Origin of the sequence: Pedobacter heparinus (genome assembly GCF_032678725.1) — a bacterium.
In the GTDB taxonomy this organism is placed as follows: domain Bacteria; phylum Bacteroidota; class Bacteroidia; order Sphingobacteriales; family Sphingobacteriaceae; genus Pedobacter; species Pedobacter heparinus_A.
The window spans coordinates 332,660-359,427 of the sequence record NZ_JAVTSC010000001.1; the positions used below are offsets into that span (position 1 = coordinate 332,660).

Below are 26,768 nucleotides of genomic sequence, written 5' to 3' on the forward strand. Positions count from 1 at the left end.
ATCTGATCTCATTTAATGGGGATATTTATATAGAATTTATAAATGCTGGCTTCATCGATACAAATGTTGAGGTCATATTAAAAGAGATTGCTCCCCACTTCACTACTTGACGTAAATCACGCTTCTGACAGGTCTCTGCCATGTACCTCCAGTAGGAAAGTTTACACGTCCCTTGTCACCCTGATTGTTGACAAACATCGTTGATGAACCACCACCATCAAAATTCATTGCATTAACGGATCCTAAAGCCTGCAAGATCTTTGCCAACTGTAGCGTAGTTACACCCGTAAAACCTCCCCCCGTATCTACAACCACCATGAAAATACGTTTACCATCTGCTGTTACACCCAACCCGGTCCTTGCGGTCTGCGAACTATTATGTCCGACCGACATATCCAGCGTTTCTATGGTGCCGGAAGTGATCAGCATGGGGCCACACACAATGATGTTCTCTGCCTGCGTAATAGGTATGGCCGCCGCTACTAAATTCAGGTTCTTGCCACTCTCCGTAAATTTCTTCACGGTAGCCACATTGTTGTGTATGAGCAGAGCCGAATTCGTATAGAGTTGGCTGACATCCGTGTGGCCATTCTGAACCGTAGCTGCGTTGATCCTGATATAAGGATCTTTGTTGCTAGACCCATTATATGGAAAATACCCTGCATTTATACCGGCTACAGCATTGTAGTTATTGCACATGGTTACCGTATTGACATCCGTTGTAGTGAAACCTATTCCCAAGGTATTGGACGTATTAAGCGTAACGTCCAAAACATATACCCTTCGTTGGGTTACACCAAACAGGCTGAACTCACCTGTTTTGTAAGTTAACCCTGGTTTTACCGTGTGCGTAGCCCAGTTATATGTTGCGATCTTGTTTTGGTCAACATCGACAGCAATGCTCTTGGCATTCGAGACTATATTGAATTTGGTAACCGTAACGTCTGCGGTAGTTGCATCACCCAAACCGGGGGTAGTAAGCGTTAAGGAGGTCTTCGTTGCCGCGGTAACCGTTGCCTCTATTGTCCCAAACTTAACTAAATTGTCTCCTATATTCGGGCTAAAGTTATCGCCGTTAATGACAACCGTAGAACCATAAAAACAGGTATTGGTTATAGATGCTATCACCGGGCCTGCAGTATTGTTATAAGTAAACGTTTTTGTATTTGAACGGTTACCCTTAACCGATACAATCACGTTTGCAGCGACATCATTTAGGCCAGAGGGAGCTTTAACTTTGAGTTCGGTACTTGACTTTTTGGTTATTTCGGCAACCTTAGCACCAAAAGTAACCTCTATCTCACTAGTATTGTCACCGAAATTTTCTCCGAGAATGACTACCTCTGTTCCTTCGACCCCAACATTTGGAGACAACGATGTTATCGAAGGTGATAAAGATATTACAGAAGGTGGTGAAGTGGGAGCTGGATCGTCATTGTGTTTACAAGAGACCGTTAAAAAAGAAATGGCCATGAAAGCCAACAGCATACGAAAATGTTTCAATTTTATTCCCGTCAGACAGTTAATTTGTTTTAGCATTTGATGATAGGTGATTAGCGTTATTATTCAGTTGATTTCATACAGGGTTGAGTTCGATATGACACAAAATCATATGTACTACATAAGTAAATATATGCAATTTTATTTCTTTTCCAAATCTGTGTTAAAAATTTAGCATTGGAAGCCAAAAAATGCTATGTTTTTTCAGAAATGAGTGTACAAGGGATTTGAATGATTGATGGCAGCGAAAGAATGAGCGGAAGTGTAGTTTTGGCACAGGCTGGTCGTACGGAAGTGACTGAATTAAAAAACAAAGAGAGCAAATTGGATATTTGTTTTGGGAAAAAGGAAAGGAGGCGATAGCCTCCTTTTTTGATAGCTGATTGGATACGGGATTAAATTTTGCCTTGTTAAGGCTGAAGTGATTTTGGCCTGGAGATCTTCTTTGACGTATTGAATTATCCTGCAAGTTTAGCTTATCAGAACAGTGGTTTCCGATAACGATTGCACAGAATTTCCCCTTCCTGGTAATTTCCTTTACTATCTTTAATCATACAAAAAATTTGATCCAGATGAAAAGTATTTTTAAGCGTAGTTTCCGAACCTTATTGTTGTTGTTATTTCCTTGTGTATTTTGCATAAACTACGCTGGTGCAGCTCAAATTCCTTTGTACAAATTGATCGGAAAGGGATATAGCACCATAAAATTATCGGAGTTTGTAAATGTCTTTTCCGGAGCTAAAAACAGTATTGCCAAGATTAGTAAAGATATTTCGGGACTAAATGCCGTAAAACTGCCTTTAACCGATGGCATCGTAAAAGCGGGATCTATAAAATTCAAAACAAACGGTCCATGTTATATGCTTATGGGAATTTTCAGGGACTCGGCAGCTGTACTAAAATCATCCGCATTAGAAACCATTAATTTTGGCAATGGGGAATTAAATAAAACACCGCTCATTAAAAATGCAATGAGTATAACGGGCTTACCTGCTGTGGATGTATACGCAGTAAGGTATAAAAAAGGCCTGCAGAATTTAACTTGGAATGATAACCTTTTTATAGTGTTGGGTGCGGTATCTTCATTAACGAATTTTAACGGACAGGATGCAGGATGTCCTGACGGGAGATTGTGGGAGCCTTTTTTTATTGAAGGGTTCAGCACAGAAAAGGCAATATTTGAGGTAACCGGTGGGCCGGGAAAACCGGTTTTGGACGAAGGAATGGCTGGCACAGAAGATATAAGAGGAGGATTTGAAGGTGGCGTTTGTGTTAAGATCAATGGTGTTTATCATATGTTCCCAACGGAACGTGCCGGAGAAAATGCGAAGGATTATACTTACGACCGTGTTAAAACAAGGATTGGACACTGGACAAGCAAAGATGCGATCAACTGGAAAAGAATTTCTACCATTTACCAGGCTAGCGGAACATATGCTCTTACGCATGACGATAATCCGCTAAACGACAGAAGGGGGGCAATCTGGTCGTATATGCCTGTTTTTAATGAAAAAGCCAATAAATGGTATGGCTATTATTTGGCATATACCGTAGATAAAGAAATTGCCCCTAACCACTCATTTGGCAGAATCTGGAGAACAGAATCTGAAACTCCCGGTATGGAGGGGATAAGCGGGCCCTATAAAGCAGGCGAAATCATAATGGAACCAGGCCTTGATACCCAACTGTGGGAAGGACGACAGGGTGTAGACTCTTTTTTCCCTTATCAAACTGGCAATAACGAATGGCTGGCCTTTTATGGTGGTGCATATCCATATCAGTCTTTTAAAGATTATCCTGATAAACCTGGTAAAGGCTGGTTTGTTGGCCTGGCAAGATCAGCTTCGATGGAAGGTCCATGGACCAGGATGGATACCACTGTAAATCCAATCAAAACCATTCATTCCTGGTTTATTGAAAATCCGATAGTTTATAAGCTATCAGCAGATTGTTATATCACAATTTTTGACGGAGGGCCTGAAGGCTGGGGGCATCATCTACCAAATATGATCGGTTATTCCTTATCACGGGATGGCTATAACTGGTCAGCGGCCAGCTATATACCAATAGAAACGAAAGTGAAAAAGTGGTGGGATATCATGCGAACGCCCATGTGCCTGATTGACGAAGGAAATGATGTTTTTACCGTTGTTTATGCGGCTATTGATCTTAAAAAGCGATTTCACCCGATGGGAAAAGTACAGCTTAAATTGAATAGGACGGTTTTAAATAGCCAACTTCAATCCTTATCTAAAAAATAACATTCAACTTGAAAATATCCATAGTCGGTCAGGAATAATCCTCTTTCATCAATGATTCATTTTTATTTTGGTAATTATTTAGGTTTTTGAGTTAACAAATACAACAGAGAATGCAGATCGAACCTAAAGATAAGGTAAGGCTGTCATCATTATAAATCAATTCACATGAATTTTAAAAACAATTTTTTAGTGCTTTTAGCCATGATGTTTGTTCTTGCAGATGTAAACGCGCAGGAAAAAATAGCTAAATGGGAAATTTTTGAGCTTGCATTAAAGGGAAGCAGTTTGGGTAATCCCTTTGTAAACACACAGCTTTCCGCAGAATTTAAAAATGGTAACAAATCCATTAAGCCGGAAGGCTTTTATGATGGACAAGGTATTTATAAAATCAGGTTTATGCCCGATGAAGAGGGTACCTGGACTTATACGACCAGCAGCAACCAACCTGGACTCGATAAAAAGACAGGTAGTTTTACCTGTATCCCTGCGAAAAAGCAGGTTCATGGACCTGTTAGGGTGCGTAATGTTTATCATTTTGGTTATGCAGATGGTACCCCTTTTTTCCCTTTTGGCACAACCATATATGAATGGTCTTTCCAGGGTAAGGAACTTAAAAACCAGACCATTTCCACGCTTAAAGCAGCACCATTTAACAAAGTACGCATGCTGGCTGTACCACCTTATAAAGGTATCTATCTTGATGGGCCTGATAAGATGAGTATTTTTCCTTTCGAAGGAAATGAAAAATCAAATTTTGATTTTTCCCGTTTCAATCCAGCCTATTTTAAAATGCTGGAACAGGATGTAGCGCAACTTACTGAAATGGGTATACAGGCCGATCTGATTTTATTTCGTCCTTACGATAAGGGAAAATGGGGCTTTGATACCATGAATGATGCGACTAATATTCGTTTTTTAAAATATATGGTAGCCAGGTTTGGTGCTTATCACAACATCTGGTGGAGCTTGTGCAACGAAAATAGTTTCATAAAAAACCTGACAGATGAGGATTGGGACCGCTACTTCCAGGTTGTGCAACAAGCTGATCCTTATGGTCATTTACGATCGATCCACAATGCTGACCGGGTGTATGATTATAATAAACCATGGGTAACCCATGTGAGCCTTCAATATTACAATGCCGTAAAAAGCCCCTGGGGAACCGCTCTCCTACGCGATATTTACAAAAAGCCTGTTGTTAATGATGAGATCAACTACGAAGGTACCAGTACGCGGAGATGGGGGCAACTGAGCGGTAAGGAAATGGTCTTCCGCTTCTGGAACGCCTATATCGGCGGAGGATATGCGACCCATGGTGAAACCTTGCCCGGATGGATTGGAGCAGGAGGAACGTTGAAGGGCGAAAGCCCGGCGCGCATTGCGTTCCTGAAAAATATCGTTGAAACAGGACCACAGGAAGGACTGGAACCTATCGATCACTTTTATGCAACCAATATTGCAGGTAAATACGCCAACTATTATCTGATTTATTTGGGTAAAGAGACTTTAAAAGAATGGCAATTTAAGCTGCCTAAATCTGGACTTAGTGATGGAATGCACTTTAAGGCCGAGGTGATTGATACCTGGAACATGACCATTAACCCGGTAAATAATGATTTCGAAATCAAAAAACTGGATGGCTATTCCTTTGTAGACAGCAGAAATGGCAAAATTAAGCTTCCGGGGAGGCCGTATATGGCCATCAGGATTACACTGGCAGATGCCAGTCTTAAACCGAAGGCACGCGAATCAAAAGGTAATGAGCTAAATGAGGATATGCCATAAAAGTTTTTAGAGCGGGTTACAAAACAATTGAATATTTTTTCCTGTTGTTAGGGCTATACCTGGTTTAATCTACGTTTATGACTAATTCATCCCATAAGCCCCCTTTAAATAAACAGCCGGTCGCTGCCAGCGAGGACCGTTTCAGGGCATTGATTTCTGCCACATCCGATATCGTTTACAGTATGAGTGCAGACTGGCGTGTAATGCAAGAATTGGATGGGCGCGGTTTTTTATCAGATACAAAACAACCGATGGCAGATTGGCTGCCTAAATACGTCCCTTCACAGGATCTGGAAAAAGTAAAAACAGCTATTGATGAGGCCATACAGGAAAAAAAGATATTTCAGCTGGAGCACCGGGTATTGCAGGCAGATGGTTCGCCGGGCTGGACGTTTTCGCGTGCCGTTCCCATTTTCAATGACAAAGGGGAACTCATAGAATGGTTTGGTGCGGCAAGCGATATCACCGAACGTAAACGGACGGAAGAAGCCCTGCGGGAAGAAAGAGAGCGATCTGAGCAACAAAAAAGATTATATGAAACCATTACCGCTGGCACGCCCGATCTGATCTATGTATTTGATCTGAATTATCGTTTTACCTATGCCAACAGTGCCTTACTTTCCATGTGGGGTAAAACATGGGATGATGCCATTGGCAGAAATTTGCTGGAAAATGGCTACGAACCCTGGCATGCCGAAATGCACGAACGGGAAATAGACCATATCAAAGCCACTAAACAAGCTGTTCGTGGTGAAGTGGCTTTTCCACACGCTACTTTAGGCAGGCGGATCTATGACTATATCCTAACCCCGGTTGTGAATGATAAAGGTGAGGTAGAAGCTGTAGCAGGCACAACCAGGGACGTTACAGAACGCAAGGAATGGGAACTTACCCTCGCACGGAGTTCGGAAGAATTACAAACTATCAACGAGGAAATGGCAGCTATTAATGAGGAGATGGCAACAACGAATGAAGAGATGGCAGCTACAAACGAGGAATTAACCGCAACTAATGAAGAGCTTGCTGTACTCAATGAACAACTGCTTGCTGCCCAGCAAAAGATTGAAGAGGCGCAGATGGCACTTCGCCTGGCCATTAATGCTGCTAATTTCGGTACCTGGTTTATCCAGTCAGAAACACGGGAATTTGTTGCTGATGCCCGCCTGAAAGAATTCTTTGGTTTCCACCCTGATGACGAAATCCTTTATGATGATGCCATTAACCAGATCCATCAAGACTACCGGCAGCAGGCAGCCGAACTTATGGAAGCCACCTTTAGCAAAGGTACCCGGTTCGATATGGAATATCCTATAATTGGCCATCATGACGGAAAGACACGCTGGGTGCGTGGTATCGGTGAAATTCAGCGTAGCGATGGTAAGGATTTCTTTGCGGGCGTGCTGCACGAGATCACGGAAAAAAAGGAAGATGAACTCCGTAAGAACGATTTTATCGCAATGGTTAGTCATGAGCTGAAAACACCACTTACCTCGGTGAAAGGCTATACGCAGATGCTGCACTCAAAAATGAAACGGGGGGGAGATGATTTTGCTGCCAGTGTATTGGAAAAAGCAAATACCCAGGTAGCAAAAATGACCAGTATGATCAATGGGTTTTTGAATGTCTCCAGACTGGAATCAGGTAAGATTCATATAGATCTTCAGCTGATTGATCTCGCTGAACTGATCAAAGAGGCAGAAGAGGAGTCGTTGGCTACCATTTCCAGTCATCAGGTAGTGTTCGAGCCTGTTGAAACAACTATGGTCAATGCCGACAGGGACAAGATTGAGCAGGTAATCCACAACCTGATCAGTAACGCCGTTAAATATTCGCCGGGAGGAAGTATCATCAATGTTGCCTGCACTATAGTTAATGGTATGGCGAACATCAGCATAAAAGATCAGGGCATGGGCATTAAACCCGATGATCTTCCTAAAATATTTGACCGGTTTTACCGTGTAGAGGGCAGTCACATGTACTCGATTTCCGGCTTTGGGATTGGCTTATATCTTTGTTCAGAGATCATTGACCGGCATCATGGCAAGATATGGGCAGAAAGCGAGTTGGGCAGGGGCTCAACTTTTAGCTTTGGCCTTCCGTTATCGGGCCAGTTACAAAACTGGATAGCAGATGATGTTTGCCAGGATTAAATGCCAGAATCCGCGTAGCTCAAATTTTTTTATTGTAGCTTTGCAAGCTCTAAAACTAAACAGCGATGGCAGTATTACATAATAAAGAAGAAAAGATCGAAGTGGTGCTAAGTAAGCTTCCTAAAAAATATACTGACAAACAGTTTGTTGAGACTTTTATCCAGCTGTATTCTAAAGACTGGGGTAAGATCAAAGCGAATTACATCAAGCACTCACAAGACAAGGATCCTGGTACTGTGATCACCATGCCAAAACCTGAGCTTTACCTAAAAAGCATCCTGGAAGGATATCTCGCGAAAAAGCAGTAACGAATTATTGTTTTATCGGCGTTATGCGCTTTAATATCAGCGACAATATGGCGGAATAAACTACGTAAGCCACAAAAATATAATAACCCGGCTGTAAGGTGGTGTTGTTTTGCGTTACTGTAGACAATAACTCTTCCTGTATATTTAAACTGGAAAGCTGACTTTTTAAGATTCCGTTTAATCCAATGTAAGTCATCGCAATACCGACAACCATGACATCGGCCATGTCCCATTTACCTAAATCAAAGGCTAAGAATCTGATCACTTTGTTTTCTGCATATTTATCTCTGCCCCATATCAGGATACCTTTACCAATCAGTCGCAGCACTGGCAGGATGACAACGAAGAGCAGGATGAGTATGCCAACCAGTATCGCATCAAATTTGGGCTGTTCAATTAAGGCCCGGATGATGCCTGTTATACTTTTGCTCTGAAAAAATAACACCTGGTTGCTAAACGCTAACTTTTCGCTAAGCAGCGTAAAGTTTAGGGACTGGATGCGTGCGTCAACTTCTATAATCGTAGCTGTGATCCCCACGAGTAAGAGGATAAAGGCAAACAAAAGAGAAAGTATATATAGTGTTCTATGAAGCCGTACCTGCTTTTTCATCAGTAACCAAAGACAAAGGGCCAGCATTACACAGCCAACCATCGCATAGGTGTAATTATAGATCAGTGTATGCACGGTGGTTAGCCGGGAATTGATGGTTTTCTCAAAAGCTTCTGTATCGGATACACGGTATTTTTTATAGATGTGCCTGGTTACTGTAACGCTGGCAGGCTCAGTATTGTCGAAAGTTTGGTTTTCCAGCTGGTCAACTTTACTGGTAACAACGCTTTTAAGCCTTTTTTTGCTAGCCGGTTTATTGATCCGGTTTACGATGGTAGCTGCAAAGGTGGGTACTTCGTCCTTAATTTCTTTAGGGTCAACCAGGACGTTGAAAGCAAGTTTTTTTAGTTTTCCACCAATGCTCTTCTGCGGTTTATTGATCCCCGCCACTGCCTTGTCCACCAGTTGGTTTAACTGCTTTTCAACTTTTTTCTGAAGCTCCTTTTTTTGTTCGGCCGTCATGTTAAAATCATTGACTTTTCCGTCTACAATCGCTGCCATCTTTTCCCGCCATTGGTCTACAGATAAAATGCCAAAGGTGATGTTATTGGCAACACTGTAGTCTGATTTTAGTTCCTCTTGCTGCCTGGAAAGTGTAGCTATACGGTAACCGAAATACATCTCGCCACAAAGGAGTATACTTAAGCCTACCATCAGCAGGATTTTCGGCAGAAGTGTTTTTTTAGTGGCTTTCATGAGGGGAAATGAATTTTAATATGGTCGACAAAATGAGCCCGTACAATACAAAACTGATAAAAATGATAAAGCCCGGCTGTAGCGCGGTATTATTGGTGGTAATCACATTTAAATCGTCACTTTTGATGTTCAAACTCCTCAGCTGGCTGTCTAACAAACCGTTTAAACCAATATAGACCATCAGAATGGCGATAACAATGACGTCAGCCATACTCCACTTGCCAGATTCAAAGGCAAAATACCTGATGATTTTGTTTTGGGCAATGTTCTTTTTACTCAGCAGGTGGATGCCGGTAGCACTTAACTTCATGATGGGGAAAAGTATACTGAAAACCAATATCAGTGCGCCCACCAGTACAGAGTCAGCTGCTGGCTGTGCGATCAAAACTTTTACTACATCCAGGATACTCTTGCTTTGAAAGAACAATACCTGGTTCTCAAAAACCACATGTTCGCCCAGCAGCATAAAATCCAGGGCCTTAATGCGTGCGTCCACCTCAATCATGGATGCCGTTAAACCGATAAAAAGCAGGATAAATGCGAACATCAAAGACATGATAAAAAGAGGAGCATGCAGGTCTGTCCGTTTTCTGAATATCCACCAGAGACCCAACACAATGACGATGCAGCCCAGCATACCAAATGAGTAATTGTAAGTAGCAGTTTTGATGCGGGACAGTGAGGAAATCAGTTTATTGTTTAATTCGTCTGCTGAGCTTGCATGATATTTTTGATAGACCTTATCCGTGGCTGCCTTTGTGGCAGCTACTGCACTATCCAGGTATTCTGCACGTTCCAGGTCATCAAACTTGGACATTGCCATTTTGCTCAGTTGTTTTTTATTGGTGGGATTATAGACTTTGGCGATGATCGTTTTGGCAAAAGAGGGGGCCTTTTCCCGGAAGTCATCTGTATTTACAAATGTCTTAACTACAAACTTCTTAATTTTTCCGTCGAGCGTTTTTTTCGGCTTATTTATCAATGCTTCAGCTTTGTCTATCAGTGCGAGGATGATTTGCTCAATCTCTTTCTGAAGGTCTTTCTTTTGTTTTGGGCTTAGCGTAAAATCACGGATCTGATGACTTACGATCGCCGATACCTTGTCGCGCCATTGTTCTACTGAAAACAGCCCGGAACTGATGTTATTGATATTGGAGTAATCCTCCTTAATCTCTTGCTGCTGGTCTGAAAGCTGGTGTAACTGGTAACCAAAATACCCCTCGGTTGCCAATAATATGCTGAGCCCCAGTATCAGCAGGAGCTTTGAAACAATCGTTTCCTTTTTTAATGTAGTATTTTCGCGGGCTGTCAATTTAGCTGGTTATGTATAATAATAGATTTCTGCAATTTTGCTTCTTTCACTTAACAACTTTCAACCCGAAGTAGTTTTGCCGGTTTAAGGATTTATAATTCAGCCATTCTTAACAGGCTGGGATATCGAATGCGGAAGGTATAAATACGTCAAACTTTTTTTATTGGAAGTTGTTATTTCTGCAAAATACTACAGCTATGGGATTCATTAAACATGCCTTGATTGGTATTGCGCTTTACGAAGTGGGGAAATGTTTTATAAATGCAACAGCAAATAACCAGGTTCCGGATTATGATTTAGATGCCGGGAATAATCCGGAAGCTCCACTAACTGGTAATTTACCCAAAAAGGATCGGGATGATCCCTGGAAAAACTCCCTGGCAAACGACGAACTCAGGGCTCCCGATTCGTAACGGAACTCAGAAAACAAAAAATGATACAAGTTTTTTTGTCTGCCCAAAACAATGTTGATGTAAAAGTGTTTTGGTAAAGAGAGCGTTAAACAAAAGGGAGTCTGATCGATAGGTCTGCTCCCTTTATTTTGCCTTTAAATAAGATCCCTATTGTTATGTGTTGTTTTTCTATTGAATATCCCAAGCCAAAAGATGAAATGATTGAACAGCTAAAATCTGCTGTTGAGGCGCAAACTGATGGTTTATTTCAAGGGGATACCTCAGCAGGTGAGTTTTCTTTTTCGGCTAAGGGCTTCGAACTTTCCGGAGATTATAAGATCAACGGTGACAACGTCAGCGTGTCGATCATAAAAAAGCCCTGGCTGCTTTCCTGCCGGAAAATTGAATCGGAAATCCGGAAATATCTTGGAGGATGATAAATTTGAACGTCTTGGTGTGGTTGCAATCTTAACGGAAATCATTAAATTTGCTGCATGAGAATGACCGTAATGTTATAATATAATTTTCAAGTCATATGGCTGATGCCCCGGAGGGGGCAGTAAATCTTTATTGTCTGAAATTTATATTAAACATTATGCGCGATAGCTTAAATTCACAACAAATACAATCGTTTATTACTGACGGCTTTGTCCGTATTGATAACGCTTTTTCTGCTGAACTTGCCTCAGAAGCAAGAAATATATTATGGAATGATATCCCGGCTGATCCTGAGGACAGCAGTACCTGGACGCAACCGGTAGTTTGGCTGGGTATGTATACTCAGGAGCCATTTATCAAGGCTGCCAACACAAATATTCTTCATGGCGCATTCGATCAGCTGGTGGGCAAGGGAAAATGGATCCCCTGCATGAGCATGGGTGCTTTTCCAGTCCGTTTCCCATCAGCCGTAGATTCGGGGGATACCGGCTGGCATGTAGATGCTGGTTTTGCCGGGGATGATCCGACCGACTTTTTTGCCGCCCGCATCAATGTACATTCCAAAGGCCGGGGCTTGCTGATGCTGTTCCTGTTTTCGGATGTCAGCAAACTGGATGCACCGACCAGAATTTTAAAAGGATCGCACCTGGATGTTGCCAGGTTGCTGGAGCCGGAAGGTGAGGAGGGGCTGTCTTTTATGGAGCTGGCAACGAAACTCCCGGAATTGCCTGAGCGGCCCGAAGCCCTGGCTACCGGAAAGGCTGGTACAGTTTATCTCTGTCATCCATTTCTGGTTCATGCTGCGCAGCGGCATTGTGGCCGGGAGCCTAAGTTTATGGCGCAACCGCCGCTATTATCGAGGCGTGGATTTGATATCAGTGGTAACAGTCCCTGCAGTGCTGTTGAGGAAGCGATAAGAATTGCTTTAAGTACTTAATAAGGATGGGAAACCACTATTTACTTAGCCATTCCCAGCGTTTTGCCCAATCCAACATCGCCTCATTTCGCCATTTGAGTACGGTTTTGGCACCTTGCCTGATCCCGTCAAAAAGTTCGGGGGCTGCTTTGTCGGTATACCAGTTTGCGCCTAATTTATAATCCGTTGAGCGGTTTTTGCCCGGCCAGATGTTATCCACTACCAGCTGCCCGCTTTGTTCAGGAAAGCCAGGTATTTTAGAAGTGATGGTATAACTTAGGGTCTCCGTCTCTTTAGGCGCATATTTGAGCCCGTAATTGCCATTGCCCAGGTAAAAGCCATCCCATTCCTGAACGCCGATTCCGGCCTTGACTGTCATTTTGAAGCAAGCTGAATCGGTGGGGATGTCAATTACCGGTCCTTTAAACTGAAAGTCGAGAACAGCATATACGGTAACTGTATCAGAAAGTGTGGTATTGCCCTTCATGATGATTCTGGGGCTGTGGTTCAATTTTTCGAAACTTCCGCCCCAGCTTTCTTTAAATGGATCAGCAGGATTTCCGTCCATCATATAAAGCAGGGAAGGCGTATCACCCATCTTGATTTCTCCTTGATAGTATTTTTTGAAATCAGCCCCAAGATGTCCCGCTGCCCGTATATAGTTGTCGTAATAATTTTTTCCGTTTAATTTTTGAGGAACGCCATGGTCTGAAAAAAAGCCATAATATGAACCATTGGTTTCAATAAACCAGAGGTCAGGAAAATTTTGGGCGATATAGGCATAGCTGGAAGCACTCCACTTTTTATTGGGCCCACCAATCCAGTACACCTTAATTTTACTGGTTATTTCAGGCGCATCATGTAAAGCCTGGGCAACATCTTCCAATCCGCCCCAAACCAGTACCCATAAGGGTTGTGTGCTTTTCTTTTTAGCGCACTGAATGATCCAGTCGGAGCCTTCAGTAGCAGTTGTATAACCGATATACGGCGCAGCACCATGCCTGCCTTGTTTAGTTACCTGGCGAAGCGCATTTGCTGAAGGATAATCCTTAATGTGTGTTTTTAGTTTAGGCAGATCTTTTTCGTAAAGGTCAATCATTCTGAATATTTCCTGCTTGCTACCATTGCCATACGAAGGAGAGGATACCAGGCCCTCGGTGTTGAACAGATGACTGTACATCAGGAAATGGGCCATGGATTGATTGTCGTCCGGATCAGTACCGCCAATATCTGTACTGATGAGGATCCTGGGCTTAACCGGGACGGTTTGCTGGGCCAGTAATGTGCTGCCGGTAAAAAGCAGGCAAATGGAAATTACTCGTTTTAGATTCATGTTATTGCATTTTTCCAGCCATTATAGGCTTGGTTGATCATGATTTTATCGACAGCTGGCTGAAGCGTTGTCTTGTCGGAATTTAAGGTCTCCAGCTGAGCTATACCTGTAAAAAAGCCTGTTTTTAATCCGGCCAGGTAAGCCGTACCTAAGGCTGATACATCGGGCATTCCCATGTTGGTTACAGTTTTGTCCAGCAAATCGGCCAGGAACTGCAGTACAAAGCTGTTGCTGGTCATTCCTCCGTTAACCATTAACCCCGCTAATGCGATGCCCGTGTCTTTTTCCATTGCGGCTACCACATCTTTGATCTGGTAAGGAACAGATTCCAGCGCTGCCCTTACAATGTGGTTTTTATTGGCACCAAAGCTGAGCCCGCTGATTTCGGCCTTTCGGTTCATGTCCCAGTAGGGGGCACCCAGGCCACTGAATGCAGGGATGAAGTATACGCCGTTGTTGTCTGCTACTGATCTGGCCATACTTTCCGTTTCGGCACTGCTGGAAAAAAGGCCCAGTTCATTTTTAAGCCATTCGATAGTGGATCCGCAGGAAACGATTACGCCTTCCAGCGCATAAGCGATCTGATCTTCGGTACTCCAGCAAATGGTGCTGATCATACCGCTGCCGGATGATTGGAGTTCCGGACCGATGTTCATGAGGATAGAACAGCCTGTGCCAAGGGTTGCCTTTGCTGTTCCGGTACGGAAACAACCTTCGCCGAAGGCAGCGGCATGCGAATCACCGATCATTGCGGTAACAGACAGTCCATTTGGCATCAGCTGGTTAAAGTCTGTTGTTCCGAAGAAGAAAGAGGATGGCTTAATGGTGGGTAGGTTTAATGCGGAGAGCCCGAATGTATTCAGGAGTTCCTGGTCCCAGTTTAGCGTACCGAGATTAAAAAACAGGGTTCTGGAAGCATTGGTGTAATCTGTAAAATAAGATTGACCATCTGTCAGTTTGTAGAGCAGCCAGGTATCTATGGTGCCGAAATAAGCCTTTCCGCTATCAATGGCTTTTCTGACTTTTTGGTCATGCTGATACAGCCAGGCCAGTTTTGTCCCTGAAAAATAGGGATCGATGATCAAACCGGTTTTTGACTTGATCATTTCGGCCAATCCATCAGCGGATAGTTTACTGCAGATGTCTACGGAACGCTTACACTGCCATACGATGGCGTTGTGCAGCGGGACACCCTGGTCATCCCAGATCACAAAGGTTTCCCTTTGGTTCGAGATGCCGCAGGTCTGTATGTCATCGGGCTTACCTCCGCCTCGTTTAAAATCCGCTAAACATAATGCCAATGAATCCAATACATTCTGGTAAATCTCCCCTGGGACCTGTTCTACAAAACCTTCCCCGTAAAAAATGCTTTTCAGGGGCACTGATCCTTTGGCTGCAACTTTTCCATTTTCATCAAACAGCAATGTTTTGGTACTGCTGGTTCCCTGATCTATTGCCAGAATATACTTTGAACTCATAATTATTCAGGTTTTGAATTGGCTTTATCGATGATCACTGCAAGGAGGATCACCGCACCCTTTACCACTTGCTGCCAGAACGGAGAAACGTTTAACAGCACCAGACCATTGTTTAATACACCTATGATAATTGCACCCAGTACGGTGCCCATGATGGTTCCTTTTCCTCCTGATAAGGATGTACCACCTATGACCACTGCAGCAATAGAATCGAGCTCATAACTGCTGCCCGCGTTGGGCTGTGCAGAGTCTAAGCGCGAGGTTACAATAAGACCGCCAACAGCGGCCAGGGCTCCGGCTATGGCGTATACAATGATTTTAACTTTACTGATGTTGATACCAGACAGTCTGGACGCGCTTTCATTGCCGCCGATGGCATAAATGTACCTGCCTAACCTGGTCTTTGTAGTCAATACCACTGCGGCTATGACTACAATAGCAGAGATCCAGACCGGAACAGGGATGCCCAGGAACCAGCCGGTGCCTAAATAGGAAAACTGATCGCCCAGCCCTGAAATGGGGAAGCCTTTGGTATACAGCAAGGTTAAGCCTCTGGCAATGGTTAACATGGCCAGGGTTGCGATGAAGGCCGGTACTTTAAACCTGGTGATTGCCCAGCCGTTAAATGCCCCCAATGAGGTTCCCGCCAGTATGCCAACCAGCATAGCGCCCAAAATGGTAAAGCCAATAAAAAGATTGGCGTCTGGAATGCCAATCCCATTTTTGAGTAAACCGGCAGTTAAAGCACCACACAGGGCTAAAATAGAGCCAACTGACAAGTCGATCCCGGCGGTTAAAACCACCAGTGTCATGCCAACTGATATGCAGATGTTCACCGAAATTTGCCGCATGACATTCCATCCATTGGAAGCGGTAAGAAATTTGTCAGATATGATACTGATCAACAGGCAAAGCAGGAACAGCGCGATTAACGATTGAAACTTTATCAGGTAAGGTTTATATAACTTTAAGTCCATAGTTTAGATTGATTTTGGAATAGCTGCTTTTAAAATACATGCCTCAGTGGCTTCATTTATAGGAATTTGTGCGGTAATGCTGCCTTCCGACATGACCAGTACCCGGTCTGATACGGCCAGTATTTCGGGTAGTTCTGAGGAGACCATAATGATGCCCATTCCCTGCGCGGCAAGATTCAGGATCAGTTTGTAAATTTCATTTTTGGCGTTTACATCTATACCCCGGGTAGGCTCGTCCAGTAAAAATATTTTAGGCTTGGTAGCCAGCCATTTGGCAATGACAATTTTTTGCTGATTGCCCCCGCTAAGGTTGCCTGCAGCCTGTTTACCGGATGATGTTTTGATTTTAAGCTCGTCTCTGTACTTATCACTGAGCTGGGTTTCTTTCCTTATTTCCAGCAAGCCCAGGTGCTCCATATCTTTTAAAGTGGTGAGGCCAATGTTTTGCTGCACATCAAGGCCAAGTAAAAGCCCGTCTTTTTTTCTGTCTTCGGGCACCAGGGCCAGCCCCGCCTTTATGGCATCTCCAGCTGAGGTAATGGTGGTCTTACTGCCGTCAATTTGTATCTCGCCCGAAATCATTTTAGGGTGCAGACCAAAAAGCGCCTCCAGCAGTTCGGTCCTTCCGGCCCCCATCAACCCGAATACGCCTAAAATCTCCCCTTCTTTAAGGTTAAAAGATAAGTCTTTCAGTAAAAACTCATTTTTATTGTAGGGATGTTTCAGGTACAGTTTGCTAACGTTGAGCAGCTCTTTATGACTGGCTGTGCAGCCTTGTTTCCGCATGAGATTAATTTCCCTGCCCACCATTTTATGGATGATGTCATCGGTCTTGATATCTGTCATGCCTCCGCATTCTATCACTTTGCCATCGCGCATGATGACATAGTTGTCGGCTATTTTAAACAGCTCGTCTAATTTATGGGATATGTAAACAATGGATTTGTTTTCTTTCCGGAGGTCGTGGATGATCTCAAACAGGATCTGTACTTCGTTATCGCTGATGGCCGAAGTGGGTTCATCCATAATGATCACTTCTGATTCTGTAAGCAATGCTTTGGCGATTTCTACCACTTGCTGCTGTCCGACTTTGATGTCTATGATCCGGGTATCCGGATCGATGTTCAGCTTTAAACGGCTTAACAATTCCTTTGTCTTCAGACGCATCCGTTTTTTGTCCAGCTCGCCCCAGTAGGTGGTGAGTTCGCGGCCAAGGAAGATGTTTTCTGTAATGGACAAATAGGGGATCAGGTTCAGTTCCTGGTGGATAATGGAGATGCCGCTTTCCTGGGCCTGTTTTGGGTTCAGGAAATTAACTGTGTTGCCCTTAAAAATGATCCGGCCTTCATATTCGGGGTACACACCCGACAGGATTTTCATTAAAGTGGATTTTCCTGCACCGTTTTCACCAATAATTGCAGTTACTTTGCCAGGCTGAATTTCCAGGTTAATCTGGTCAAGGGCTTTAATCCCTGCGAAATGTTTGCTTATATTTTCTACAATCAGCATGTCCTATTGATTAAGTATGTGTAATTGTATGGGTGTAATCTCTATATCCTTAAGGTTCAGAAATTTTTTGTTCAGCTCAATAGCGCCGGTAAAGCTGATGCTGTCATCCTTTTTTATGGTTTTCCTGAAATCAGGCAGTACTTCCTCCCGGATGATCTTGTTGATCCCTGCTGATACTTCATTAAAATCTGCAGTATTGTCAAATTCATTCATATTGATCAATCCCGAAGCATCTCTGACCGCGTTTCCAAACACATATTCGGTTGCAATCCTCAAGTTTATATTGTATTTTTCTGAAGGCAGGGCGATCACGATGTCATTTTCATTTACCTGTTGCACCCTTCCCTCACCTTTTACCAGGAAATATTTCAGGTCGCCGATCCCCAGGGCCCTGCCATGTGTTTTAAAAGCATTATCAGGCGACGTGTGCAACTGACTGATCAGCCCGGCAAGTGTTACTGCCTTATCCAGGGCCGGGGGTAGTTTTTTATCCCAGAATGTTCTACTGTAGGCGGTGGTATTGATTTTTCCGACCGAAGCACTAGCCTGTACCTCATTCAGTTTTTTGAAATAAACAGAATGATAGCCAACAAAAAGCAGAATGATCAGGGCAGATAAATATTTTAAGAACTTCTTCATAACCTAATTTGAAATGTAATTTTTAATATTTTCGGCAGTTACGAGCTCAACTGCTACCGGTACTTTTTGCGGGAAATCGCGTTTGCCTTTAAAATATTCCTGTGCATAAAGTGCGGCAGTTTCAGCCATGATTTTAGGGTATTGCATTCCCGTAGCTTTTAGCTTACCTTCATTTATCGACTGCAGGGCGTCATCGGCGCCATCAAAACCAAATACCTGTACATGGCCCGCCTTTCCGGCAGCGTACAAAGCCTGGTAAGCCCCCATGGCCATGGCATCGTTTCCACAAAAAACGGCGTCGATATCCGGGTTTGCCTGTAATGTGGATTCCAGTACTTCCATTGCTTTATTCCGGTCAAAATCTGCACTTTGCTGAGCAACCATTTTCAATCCGGGGTAATGATCTACTACGCTATGAAAACCTTTGGAACGTGCCCAGGTATTGTTATCGCCCACAAGACCAAGTATCTCTACGTATTTGCCTTTCTTATTTAGTTTTTTAACGAAGAATTTGCCGATGGCAATACAACCTGAATAACTGTCGGATAAGATCTGGGAAGTGGCAGATTTGGTAGAGTTAACCTCCCGGTCCATACAAAAAACCGGAACATCGGCAGCCTTGGCCTTGGATACATTTGCAATGGAGCCATCTGCATCGGTAGGGTTAAACAAAATGGCATCAAACCCCGAACTGATCGCATTCTCAAAATGGTCTGCCTCGAGTGCGGTATTGTTCTGAGAGTCAAAGATTTTTGCTTCATAACCCAAAGCCCTTGCTTTTGCTGCCGCGGTTTCTGCCAGCACTACAAACCAGGGATTATTTAATGTAGAAACGATTACTGCAATTTTTTTAGGTTCTTCAGCAGCGTTTTTATTGCTGCAGGATGCTAATGTCAGTAATGACAGCAGTAAAAAGAATGCATAAATTCTTTTCATAGTTTACAGGATTATATTTGGTTAGAATTTTTGGTTAATGTTAGCCTATCAATTTCAGGGCAGCAGCTAAAATTCCCTGTTCAGATATTCCATAATGGTTGAAAATATCATTTTGGGAACCTGTTACGGTGTACTCGTCTGGAATGCCTATAATCTTAAAAGGGTTCCTGTAATTGTTTTCCATTAAAAAAGACGCGCAGGCTTCGCCCAGCCCCCCGAAAATGCTGTGTTCTTCTATGGTGATGATCGGTTTGCCGCCTTTAGCCAGATTTGAAATGAGTTCGTAATCCAGGGGCTTAATGGTATGCATGCTTAGCACTGTGGCTTCAATGCCATGTTCGGTATGTAATTTCCGAGCTGCCTGTAAAGCAGGATACACCGTTTCGCCTGTTCCGATAAGGGTCAGGTCGGTTCCTTTCCTGATGGTCCTTCCTTTACCAAACTGAAAGCCCTGGTCTTCGGCGCCAAGGTTGGGCATGTTTTTCTTTCCGAAACGGAGGTATACCGGTTGGTGGAGTGCTGCGGCTTGGATAATGGCTTGCTCAGTTTCATAATTGTCTGCGGGCGCAACAATGATCAGGTTGTTTACCGCTCTCAGGGCAGCGTAATCGTGTAAGCTATGGTGGGTTGATCCGAGTGCACCATAACTTACACCTGCGCTGATGCCGATCAGGTTAACCGGATTGTCTGAATAGGCCACATCATTTTTGATTTGTTCAAATGATCTTGCAGTAAGAAAACAGGCAGGCGATACTGCAAATACCTTCTTGCCTGCAGAAGCTATCCCGGCGGCAACACCTACCAGGTTTTGTTCTGCTATACCAATTTCAATGATTTGTTCGGGAAAGTGCTCGGCAAAAGGAACGAGCTTGCCCGAGCCTCTTGAGTCACTGGTTACCACGATGATATCCCTGTCGGTTTCAGCCAGCTTTTGCAGGGTTTCCGAGAAAATTTCCAGGTTTGCTTTGCTGGTGCTGTTTTTTACAATTGTTTCCACTGTATTTAAAATTATGAAGCCAATGATTGATCAAGTTCCAGCAATGCATGTTCATATTGCTGTTCAGATGGTACGCCATGGTGCCATTTGAGCTGGTTTTCCATATAGCTGATGCCTTTACCTTTGATGGTATGGGCGATGACCATGCTGGGTTTACCAGGCTCAAAGGGTATACTTGACAACACCGCTTTCAGCTGTTGATGGTCATGGCCGTCAACATGTTTAACTGCCCAGCCAAAACTCTCAAATTTTTGGTCTATAGGATCGGTATTACATACATCAGCTGTTTTACCTGTGATCTGGAGCTTATTGTGGTCAATGATGGCACAGAGATTATCCAGTTTGTAATGTGCTGCGGTTAATGCGGCTTCCCAGTTGGAGCCCTCTGGCAATTCGCCATCGCCAAGCAAAGTGAAAACCTTGTAAGCTTTGGCATCAAGCTTTGCCGCAATTGCAGTCCCCACGCTCAAAGGCAAGCCGTGGCCTAATGCACCGGTGTTCTGTTCTACACCATTTACCTTTTTTGTTGGGTGGCCAATGTAGTGTGACTGGTATTGACATAGGGTCTCGAGGTCTGACTCCGGGAAAAAGCCCTGGTCGGCCAGTACTACAAAAAGTGCTTCCACACAATGCCCCTTACTTTGGATATAGCGATCCCTGTCTGGTGATTTGATGTTGGCAGGACAGACATTCATGATCTCATTGTAAAGCACATTTAAAATGTCTACGCAAGACAGACTGCCGCCTGTATGGCCTGCCTTTGCGCCATAAATGTATTTGAGTATATTTTTTCGGTAAGCAACCGATTTTGCCTTAAGTTCTTTCTCCGTCATCATCGTTAAATTGAGCAGGTTAATGCTGGTAAATTTCCCATCCCATATAGTTTTCAAAGGCTTCTTTAAGTACGGCTCCGGTTTTGGATGCATTCATGACCACATGGTGCTCAAATCCATTTCGGCAAACGTACTGCATCAATCCTTGCAGGTTGCTGATTTTAGCCACTGCACGGTTACCGAAAGTATTTAGTGCGTCATCGGTAAGCTCTCCTTCGCCGAAATAGGCTTTGATTACTCCCCTGGTATCATCAGTGCTGATCCTTCCATAAGTTAAGGGCATTGCCGGTGTGCGGCCATCAAGGGCTCCATAGGTGTTTTCAACACCAACAGTAGTACCTAAAATAGGGGCATTGCTGATCTGTATATCTGGTAAGAAGGATTTTGCCCAGTTTCCACAATGAAACAATACACATTTTTCATCATCAGCAGAATAATTGTTGTTCCAGTCTACCAATGCACTTGGTGAACCTGATGCCAGTTGCATGGCGTACATGGTTAATGTACCGGTAACATCAACCTCGCAGGCACTTGGAAGCATGTTTTCGCTCATGATGCTCATGCTTGTACATACGTTACAGCCGTAGTTTTGCTGCAGTGAGGTCCAGCATTGAATGGCCGTTGCATCCAGGGAATGGGTTTTTACAAATTCATTGAGTACCACGTCCAGTTTTGCAATTTGTACCAGTGCTTCGGAAGGAGTAGCCCCGGATGGTGCGTAATTGTGGATCTTTTCCAGGTGATCTTTTACCACCTGATCATCCTTGGTCAGCTTGTTTGCACTGCCCAGAATTTCAGAAAGATCGGCAGTAACCACCGAGATGCCGTGTCGCTGTAATATTTTTTCACTGTAACGCACCGTGTTGAAGCCTCCTGGCCTTGCACCTATTGCGCCGATACGTACATTTCTTAATCCTTTTACTACCCGGCATACTGCAATGAAATCTTTCAGGTCTGCTATAAAAGAAGGGTCTGAGGGATGGACAACATGTTTGGTGGTCAGGGTATATTTAATGCCAAATTGGTATAAGTTGTTGCAAACTGATATTTTACCGCACCAGGAATCCCTTCTTCGCGCTACATCCAGTTTATCCAGGTCGTCAGGGTAGGCCTGGATGAGCACGGGTACGTTCAATTGGGACAGTTTCAGTGTTTCAGCAACCCCTCTTTCGTCGCCGAAATTGGGTAACACCACTAAAACTCCCGTAATTTCGTCCCGGTGTTGTTTAAAAAGCTCAGCACATTTCTGCGCGTCATGAAAGGTTTCTACGCCACCAAGTTTCGATTGTCCTTCTTCCAGAAGGATTGCCCTGATATTCAGTTTAGCCAATTCCCCTAATATTTCTGTTCTTGCGTCGGCCACAAGCCTGTCGGGAAAAAAGTCCCGGTTACCTATAATTACACCTAGTGTAGTTTGCTTTTCCATCATCAGTCTGCTATAATCAGCTCTATTTCGTTTTCGTTTAATAAGGTTTTATACTTTTCCTGTATGCCAGCATCGGTAATAATGTAGTCTATAAGCGACAATGCGCCTAAACTGGCAAAAGAGCTTTTACCTATTTTGGTAGAATCTGCTACTAAATAGGTGGTTTCCGCTGCGCTGATCATCGCTTTCTTTACTACCAGATCGCTAATGCTCGGATAGGTTAGCCCGGCTTTGAGTGACAGACCTGCTGTGGCAAGAAAGAGTTTATGTACATTGAGCCCGTTAAAAAAATCTGCAGCTTTTTGTCCGGTTAAAGATAAAGTAGGGGGCTTAAATTCTCCTCCCGTCATGATCACTTCTATTCCGGGTTCTACACCCAGCAGTAATGCAATATTTAAAGCATTGGTAATTACCGTTAAATTTTTAATTCCTTTTAATTTTTTGGCAATTTCGGTGGTGGTTGATCCGGAATCGAGAATAATGGTATCGCCGGCATTTATAAATTCCAGGCATTTGTTTGCAATCAGTTCTTTTTTATCCAGGTTGTCCTGGTGGCTTAAGGAAAAAGTACGGACCTGGTTTTCCATGTTCTTTAAAAAAGCTCCCCCGTGTTCTCTCAATACCAGGCCTTCTTTTTCCAGTTTTTCCAGGTCCTGCCGGATGGTAACTTCAGTTACCTTGAAGAGTTTTGCAAGGTTTACCACCTTGGCTGATCCGTCTTCCTTTAACAGTTCCAGTATCTTGTCTTTTCTTTGGTTAGCGAGCATGATTATTCCTGTTGGATTTTGTTTTAAATGTGGTAATCCTCAAATAAAGTAAAAAAATAATTAACAAACGAAAAAAAAAGAAAATAAACGAAGGTTTGGTGGCCGTGCTTTTATTGGAATGATCTGCTTGTTTGATAGGAGTAATGAAACAAAAATAGGTGTGGAAAACTGTTTTTATCGGTTGTATGCCATAAAATTGTAACATCTCTGTGATATGAAATGTTATTATGACGTTTAAAAAAATGATCGGATAAGATTGTACAATTCCTTGAAAAAATACTATAGTAAATCCATTATTATAGATCGCATTTTTGGGGCCTTATTGACAGAAAAACTATCTATGGAGACTTGTCGTCTTCAGATGATCTGATCATCAGTTCCGCACTCTTTACTAAAAACTTAAATAACGTTAACCAAATTTTAAATTATTTGATGAGAAGAAGTATGAAAAACAAATTGCTTGTTATGGCACTCTTTTTACCCATAACAGGCATCGCCGCAATGCCTGACCTAAAGAAAGCGCATAAGGCTGTTGTTGTCTCCCGCCTTGCAGAGGTAACAGGAACAATCAAAGACAGCAAGGGCCAGCCCTTGCCAGGAGCGAGTATTAAAATCAAAGGCACAACTACCGGTACATCAACGGATGGAAATGGAGCTTTCCGTTTAAACCTGCCGACAGGCACAGAAACCTTGGTGATCACGATGCTGGGCTATAAAACCCAGGAAATTCCGGCAGCTGGAAAAACAATCATTTCAGTTACACTACAAGATGAAACCTCGGATCTGGATGAGGTAGTGGTGGTGGGATATGGTACAGTGAAAAAACGCGACCTGACCGGCGCGGTGGCTTCTGTTAAAGCAGATGATATTGTGCTGACACCGACGGCCAATGCCATGGACGCCCTTCAGGGAAAAGTTTCGGGGATGGACATTATGAAGACTTCAGGTAAATCAGGGTCAAGTCCAACCATCAGGCTAAGAGGTAACCGTTCGGCATTCGGCAGCAATGATCCTTTATATATCATTGATGGTATTCCTGGCAGTTATGCTGAACTCAACCCGAATGACATTGAATCGATTGATGTGTTGAAAGATGCTTCTTCTACTGCGATATATGGTTCTGCGGGAGCAAATGGGGTAGTGATGATCACCACTAAAAAAGGAAAAGCGGGAAGTACCAGCGTCAGTTTTGATTCTTTCTTTGGGTATAATGGTTTTCCTAAATACCCGCACGGGCTTATCGGTGATGATTATATCAAGTTGAAACGTGAGGCATACCGCGGGGAAAAAGGAAATTATCCGGAGTTTAATAACGAAATCTTCATCAATAATCCTCAGCAGCAGGCTGCATATGAAGCGGGCAAATGGGTAGATTGGGTAGATCTCGCACTCAGAGACGGACTACAGCAGAATTACAGTGTAGCCGTTAACGGGGGAACTGAAAAAACCAGTGCTTACCTGTCGTTAAACTATAACGATGAACAGGGTTTGATCAAAAATGACCAGAATAAAAAGTATGCGGTGCGTGCAAATATCGACCATACCTTGTCCAAGCTTTTTAAAGTAGGAACCAATTTACAGTTAACCTATACGGACAATGATGCAGCTGCTCAGAATATCTTTGGAAACAGTCTCACCTTCGCACCTTTCGGAGATCCTTTTGATGCTGATGGAAACATCAACCATATCCCTGTAGAGAATGTGACCAACCCCTTGTCTGACCAGATTAAAGATCAATATAAAAACAATACGCTAAATACTTATTTCGCTGGTAATGCTTATCTGGAGTTTAAACCCATCAACGGTTTATCTTTTCGATCGGTGATCGGAACTACGCTGGGATCATCCCGTAACGGAAGATATTTTGGTACGCAGTCTATCGCCAACCCTGTAGCGGGTTATAAAATCCCTGCAGCAGTAATCGAGAACCAAAGAATGGTGAATTATCGTTGGGAAAATATCCTGACCTATGATTTTAACATCAGTGATGATCACCATTTTAGTGTGACCGGCGTAACCTCACTGGCAAAGAACCGGACAGAAATCAATTCTGCAGGTGCTTCCGGATTTGATATGGATTCCTATTCTTTTCATAACCTCGGTGCCGGGACATCGGCAATTATCAGCTCTGCCTACCTGCAGGATCAATCCACTTCTTTTGTAGGAAGGTTAAACTATAATTACAAAGGTAAATACCTTTTGTCGCTCTCTAACCGTTGGGACGGCGTGTCCAGGCTGTCTGTGGGCCACCAGTGGGATTCCTTTCCTGCAGGTGCTCTTGCCTGGAGAATCAGTGATGAGGATTTCTTTAAAGAAGTTAAAAGCATTTCCAGTCTTAAACTTCGTTTGGGATATGGCGTAACCGGAAACTCAGGAGGTGTGGGTGCTTATGGTACACAGGCTGGCGGTTATAATGCCCCAAGGCCGGTTGGTTTCGGCGATGTTGCCGCTCCTTCATTTATCCTGAACCAGTTGCTGGCGAACAGGGAGCTGGGCTGGGAGAAATCTTACAATACCAATATTGGTTTGGATGCGGAGTTTTTTAAAGGTATCGTAAACCTGACTGTGGATTGGTACAATACCGATACTAAAGATATGTTGTACCAGCGTGACCTGCCGGCTTCTCTTGGCGGATCATGGGGATCACCATTTAAGATCTGGCAAAATATCGGTGAAATGAATAACAGAGGATTGGAGATCATGGTCAGCACCCGCAATATCGAACGCGACGATTTCTCCTGGGGCAGTACGTTTACGTTTGCAACCAATAAAGAAAAAATCACTTCGCTTCCCGGAGGTAAAGACCTAATCTCAAATAATTTCTTTTACGGGCAGCCGCTCAGTGCTTTCTTTAATTACAAATACCTGGGCATCTGGCAGGAAAATGAAGCTGCGGAAGCGGCCAAGTACAATTCTGTACCAGGGGATATCAAGCTGGCTACCGATGGAACCTTTAATACCGATGGAAAGCATGCCTATAGTGCAACTGACAGGGTAATCTTGGGTTCCGGGGTTCCTGACTGGACAGCTGGTTTGCAGAATAATTTTAAATACAAGAATTTTGACGCCAGTGTGATGCTGACTGCGAGGTGGGGGCAAATGATTTCGAGCAACCTGATTACCCGTTATAACCCGATCAATGGAACTACATCAAACAGCCCTGATGATATTGATTACTGGACTCCTGAAAATCCCGGAGCCTATTTACCAAGACCGGGAATCCATGCAAATACCTCTGGTTATATCGGTTTTGATGCTTTAAAATATGTAAATGGTTCTTTCTTTAAGATCAGAAACCTCACTTTAGGTTATACCTTGCCGGCAAGTATATTGAAGAAAGTCGCTATGCAAAAACTTCGTTTTTATGCTACAGCCAACAATCCTTTCATCTTTACCAAAAGCGATTTGCTGAAATATCAGGATCCGGAATCCAATGGCTCTGACAATTTTCCATTAACCAAACAGTTTGTACTCGGACTGAACGTTACATTTTAATTTTACAGAT

General features: G+C 43.4%; 21 protein-coding genes. 8 read left to right on the forward strand and 13 right to left on the reverse strand.

What is annotated here, in order from left to right; all coding sequences use genetic code 11:
* Positions 1–102: 102 nt before the first annotated feature.
* Positions 103–1,488, reverse strand: a complete 1,386-nt coding sequence (locus R2Q85_RS01400) for a phosphodiester glycosidase family protein (protein WP_316809944.1) — start codon at positions 1,486–1,488, stop codon at positions 103–105.
* Positions 1,489–2,072: 584 nt separating this feature from the next.
* Here R2Q85_RS01400 and R2Q85_RS01405 point away from each other — a divergent pair.
* The 4 genes from R2Q85_RS01405 (at position 2,073) to R2Q85_RS01420 (ending at position 8,004) form a co-directional block, all read left to right on the forward strand.
* A complete protein-coding gene (locus R2Q85_RS01405) occupies positions 2,073–3,761 on the forward strand; it encodes a hypothetical protein (RefSeq protein ID WP_316809945.1) in 1,689 nt (562 codons plus the stop codon).
* A 165-nt stretch (positions 3,762–3,926) separates the two neighbouring features.
* Complete coding sequence (locus tag R2Q85_RS01410; protein ID WP_316809946.1) at positions 3,927–5,546, forward strand: DUF5060 domain-containing protein; 1,620 nt, start codon at positions 3,927–3,929, stop codon at positions 5,544–5,546.
* A gap of 77 nt (positions 5,547–5,623) precedes the next feature.
* The gene (locus R2Q85_RS01415) at positions 5,624–7,696 is read left to right on the forward strand and encodes a PAS domain S-box protein (RefSeq protein WP_316809947.1); all 2,073 of its coding nucleotides are present in this window, start codon (positions 5,624–5,626) and stop codon (positions 7,694–7,696) included.
* A 65-nt stretch (positions 7,697–7,761) separates the two neighbouring features.
* On the forward strand, positions 7,762–8,004 hold the full coding sequence (locus R2Q85_RS01420) for a hypothetical protein (RefSeq protein ID WP_316809948.1): 243 nt from the start codon (positions 7,762–7,764) through the stop codon (positions 8,002–8,004).
* 4 nt (positions 8,005–8,008) lie between these two features.
* Here R2Q85_RS01420 and R2Q85_RS01425 read toward each other — a convergent pair whose 3' ends face one another.
* Entirely contained in the window at positions 8,009–9,310 is a 1,302-nt protein-coding gene (locus R2Q85_RS01425) for a paraquat-inducible protein A (RefSeq protein WP_316809949.1), read from the reverse strand.
* On the reverse strand, positions 9,297–10,622 hold the full coding sequence (locus R2Q85_RS01430; protein ID WP_316809950.1) for a paraquat-inducible protein A: 1,326 nt from the start codon (positions 10,620–10,622) through the stop codon (positions 9,297–9,299). Before R2Q85_RS01430 ends, R2Q85_RS01425 begins: the two co-directional genes overlap by 14 nt.
* A gap of 197 nt (positions 10,623–10,819) precedes the next feature.
* On the opposite strand from R2Q85_RS01430, the gene R2Q85_RS01435 reads away from it, so the two are divergent.
* From R2Q85_RS01435 to R2Q85_RS01445, 3 genes are all read left to right on the forward strand, one after another.
* Positions 10,820–11,035 (forward strand): hypothetical protein, encoded by a 216-nt coding sequence (locus tag R2Q85_RS01435; protein ID WP_316809951.1) that lies wholly within the window; start codon positions 10,820–10,822, stop codon positions 11,033–11,035.
* Positions 11,036–11,232: 197 nt separating this feature from the next.
* Positions 11,233–11,451, forward strand: a complete 219-nt coding sequence (locus tag R2Q85_RS01440; protein ID WP_316809952.1) for a hypothetical protein — start codon at positions 11,233–11,235, stop codon at positions 11,449–11,451.
* A 158-nt stretch (positions 11,452–11,609) separates the two neighbouring features.
* The gene (locus R2Q85_RS01445) at positions 11,610–12,389 is read left to right on the forward strand and encodes a phytanoyl-CoA dioxygenase family protein (RefSeq protein WP_316809953.1); all 780 of its coding nucleotides are present in this window, start codon (positions 11,610–11,612) and stop codon (positions 12,387–12,389) included.
* Positions 12,390–12,405: 16 nt separating this feature from the next.
* Here R2Q85_RS01445 and R2Q85_RS01450 read toward each other — a convergent pair whose 3' ends face one another.
* Genes R2Q85_RS01450 through R2Q85_RS01495 form a run of 10 tightly spaced genes read right to left on the reverse strand, consistent with a single transcriptional unit; the run spans position 12,406 to position 23,263 of the window.
* Positions 12,406–13,701, reverse strand: coding sequence for a nucleoside hydrolase-like domain-containing protein (locus R2Q85_RS01450; RefSeq protein WP_316809954.1), 1,296 nt, complete (start codon positions 13,699–13,701; stop codon positions 12,406–12,408).
* A complete protein-coding gene (locus tag R2Q85_RS01455; RefSeq protein WP_316809955.1) occupies positions 13,698–15,179 on the reverse strand; it encodes a glycerol kinase GlpK in 1,482 nt (493 codons plus the stop codon). Before R2Q85_RS01455 ends, R2Q85_RS01450 begins: the two co-directional genes overlap by 4 nt.
* A 2-nt stretch (positions 15,180–15,181) precedes the next feature.
* Positions 15,182–16,156 (reverse strand): ABC transporter permease subunit, encoded by a 975-nt coding sequence (locus R2Q85_RS01460; protein ID WP_316809956.1) that lies wholly within the window; start codon positions 16,154–16,156, stop codon positions 15,182–15,184.
* Between the two features lie 3 nt (positions 16,157–16,159).
* Positions 16,160–17,665: a sugar ABC transporter ATP-binding protein gene (locus tag R2Q85_RS01465; RefSeq protein WP_316809957.1), complete on the reverse strand. Its 1,506-nt coding sequence runs from the start codon at positions 17,663–17,665 to the stop codon at positions 16,160–16,162.
* Between the two features lie 3 nt (positions 17,666–17,668).
* Positions 17,669–18,304, reverse strand: coding sequence for a DUF2291 domain-containing protein (locus R2Q85_RS01470; protein WP_316809958.1), 636 nt, complete (start codon positions 18,302–18,304; stop codon positions 17,669–17,671).
* A 3-nt stretch (positions 18,305–18,307) separates the two neighbouring features.
* Positions 18,308–19,240 (reverse strand): D-ribose ABC transporter substrate-binding protein, encoded by a 933-nt coding sequence (locus R2Q85_RS01475; protein ID WP_316809959.1) that lies wholly within the window; start codon positions 19,238–19,240, stop codon positions 18,308–18,310.
* 40 nt (positions 19,241–19,280) lie between these two features.
* A complete protein-coding gene (locus R2Q85_RS01480) occupies positions 19,281–20,237 on the reverse strand; it encodes a transketolase family protein (RefSeq protein WP_316809960.1) in 957 nt (318 codons plus the stop codon).
* 11 nt (positions 20,238–20,248) lie between these two features.
* Positions 20,249–21,127: a transketolase gene (locus R2Q85_RS01485; protein ID WP_316809961.1), complete on the reverse strand. Its 879-nt coding sequence runs from the start codon at positions 21,125–21,127 to the stop codon at positions 20,249–20,251.
* Positions 21,090–22,499: an L-fucose/L-arabinose isomerase family protein gene (locus tag R2Q85_RS01490; protein WP_316809962.1), complete on the reverse strand. Its 1,410-nt coding sequence runs from the start codon at positions 22,497–22,499 to the stop codon at positions 21,090–21,092. Before R2Q85_RS01490 ends, R2Q85_RS01485 begins: the two co-directional genes overlap by 38 nt.
* Entirely contained in the window at positions 22,499–23,263 is a 765-nt protein-coding gene (locus R2Q85_RS01495) for a DeoR/GlpR family DNA-binding transcription regulator (RefSeq protein ID WP_316809963.1), read from the reverse strand. The genes R2Q85_RS01490 and R2Q85_RS01495 overlap by 1 nt, the downstream gene beginning before the upstream one ends.
* Before the next feature lie 432 nt (positions 23,264–23,695).
* On the opposite strand from R2Q85_RS01495, the gene R2Q85_RS01500 reads away from it, so the two are divergent.
* Positions 23,696–26,758: a TonB-dependent receptor gene (locus tag R2Q85_RS01500; RefSeq protein ID WP_316809964.1), complete on the forward strand. Its 3,063-nt coding sequence runs from the start codon at positions 23,696–23,698 to the stop codon at positions 26,756–26,758.
* Positions 26,759–26,768: the final 10 nt, after the last annotated feature.